The following is a 2,422-nucleotide window of genomic DNA, read 5'->3' as shown; positions in this document are numbered from 1 at the left end:
AAAGTATATAATACTTTATATTAATATTATGACAATTTTCAGACTTATTTATTCTCTTTTAATCCCGAATAAATTATCTATTTTACAATTTTATCTCTTGAGATTTAAACTATTGTAATACCTCTATTTACTTTTCTCTTTTATTCACAAGAATCTTCCATCCTATAGTAAAAAATCACCAACTATTTTTTATCATATACGTCATTACTTTTATACTTAAATCAACTAAAATTCAATATTTTTCAATTCTTTTTTTCCAACAAAAAACCTCTTTTTTGAAAAAAAAGCCCAACCAAAGAGAAATCATTTTGACGTATTTGTAGAAACACAAGTTTTCTACTATTTTTTAGTACTCTATTTCCAACCTATCAAACAAGCTTACTAATGCTATTTAATCTTTCCTTATTTAAAAATTGGCAAAATTGAATATCTTGTTCGGATAGTGATTGCAAACTAACATTACAAAATTGTTACGAAACAAATTAAAAATAAGATACACTCAACAAGTCGCTAACTAAGGAAAAACCTTCTCCTTATCCATTGTCAGGTATTGTCTCTTTAAAACAATTCGCTAATGCTATTATCCCCAACTTCATTTCTTCCTCCTCGAGATTACCAAAGCTCAATCTAAAACCAACAGACTTATTGTCAAAACTATAACTTATTGAAGAAATTAATTTTATACCCTTATCAAAAACACTTTGTTCAAACACCTTGTGATTAAATCCTGTTTTATATTCCAACCAGAAAGCCAGTCCACCTTCAGGTACACTATAATTCACATAGTCTTTCAAGTAGCGCTCTATTAAGTCTTTCATTGTATCCCTTCTCTGATTGTATATTTGAGAGACCTTTCTCAAGTGTTTCTTAATCGTGCCTTCTTGAATCAATTGCAATATAGCTTGCTCCATGATAACATCTCCTTGCACATCAATTAATTTGCGAAGGTTGCCTATTTGCCTCAATAGCTCTTGATTCTTTGTTACCAAATACCCAATTCTCAATGCAGGTGCAACTACTTTGCTCAATGTTCCTATATAGATATAATCTCTCAATCCCTTATTACTACAAAGGGGCATTACAGGTCGATACCCATAGTGAAACTCATTATCATAATCATCCTCTATAATTGTAAAATTATGCTCATTACTCAAAGCTATTAACTCTAATCGCCTTTTTGTACTCATAACTACAGTAGTTGGATATTGGTGGTGTGGAGTGGTATATACTGCTTTAACACCTTTGTACTTATTCAAAATTTGAGACACCTCATCCACCTTCAAACCCTCTTTATCAACACCAACACTCAAAAGAGTTACTCCAACAGTCTCGAATGCTTGCCATGCTGGCTTATACCCCAAATCTTCGACAATGACAATATCTCCCTTTTTCCACAGACAATGAGCTAATAAGTATAACGCCATTTGGCTGCCTCTTGTAATACAAATGTGATCTGCTTGAACATACATACTCCTTTGATGATTAAGCATATCTGCTATAGCCTGACGAAAATCACGTTGTCCATAAGTATCCGCATATCCCATTAATTGCCACTTGGCTTTTCTTTTAAATATTTTTCGATACGCCCTTGCTAACTCGTCTACTGGTGCTAAGCGACTATCTGAATGACCATCATTAAAATTAATCCAATATGATTTATCTTCTAAATTTTTTATTATATCTGAATTCTTTTCTTTTTTAAAGGGATCTAAAACAGGGAGTTCTTCAGCTACAAATGTGCCTCTCCTTTCTTTACTATCTAACCATTTTTCTGCAATCAGGACATTCAGTGCTTCTACAACCGTATTTCGGTTAACTCCAATCTCTGCTGCAAGAACTCGACTTCCTGGCAAAGCCGTACCTGATTTTAATCTACCTAAGGTTATGTCCTGTATGATAGCATCTGCTATTTGAAGGTAAATAGGTTTATCTAAGGTACCATCTATTTCAATATTCAATTTCCAAGGTCTTAACATCTGGACTACTTATTTATATTAAAACTGTATCATTATAGTGGTCCAAATATAAAATACTTTTGCGTAGTATAATCAATTATTCAACATTTAATAACATGAATTTTAAAATCCGAAAAGCTAATCTTGAAGATTTGCAAGAACTAAGTCAACTGTTCAATGAGTACAGAGTTTTTTATCGTCAAGTAAGCAACCTTGAGCGCAGTATGGAGTTCATAAAGAATCGACTACTAAATAATGAATCAGATGTATTTATTGCTCTTGTTGAAGACAAAGTAGTTGGCTTTGTTCAACTATACAAATTATTCCACTACATCAAATTAGAGAAGCAATGGTTATTAAGTGATCAATAACGTCCTAAACGTTTAAAAAAAAGGTACAAAAAAAGAGAGTAAATTAAGGATCTCAAATTATCTTTGAGTTGCACACCAAAAAACACTCTCTCTATG

The 2,422-nt window shown here is 32.1% G+C and carries 2 protein-coding genes; one reads left to right on the top strand and one right to left on the bottom strand.

All coding sequences use genetic code 11. The features are described 5' to 3' along the window. Window positions 1-533: 533 nt before the first annotated feature. On the bottom strand, window positions 534-1,976 hold the full coding sequence (locus GOQ24_RS16145) for a PLP-dependent aminotransferase family protein (RefSeq protein WP_160340164.1): 1,443 nt from the start codon (window positions 1,974-1,976) through the stop codon (window positions 534-536). A gap of 95 nt (window positions 1,977-2,071) precedes the next feature. Between GOQ24_RS16145 and GOQ24_RS16140 the strand changes: the two genes are divergently transcribed. Next, the gene (locus GOQ24_RS16140; RefSeq protein ID WP_208103241.1) at window positions 2,072-2,326 is read left to right on the top strand and encodes a hypothetical protein; all 255 of its coding nucleotides are present in this window, start codon (window positions 2,072-2,074) and stop codon (window positions 2,324-2,326) included. The last annotated feature ends 96 nt before the right edge of the window (window positions 2,327-2,422 follow it).

The organism is Myroides sp. LoEW2-1 (genome assembly GCF_009767705.1).
Classification (GTDB): Bacteria; Bacteroidota; Bacteroidia; order Flavobacteriales; family Flavobacteriaceae; genus Flavobacterium; species Flavobacterium album_A.
Note: the sequence above shows the minus strand (reverse complement) of the source record. Positions and strands in the feature narration are given on the sequence as shown.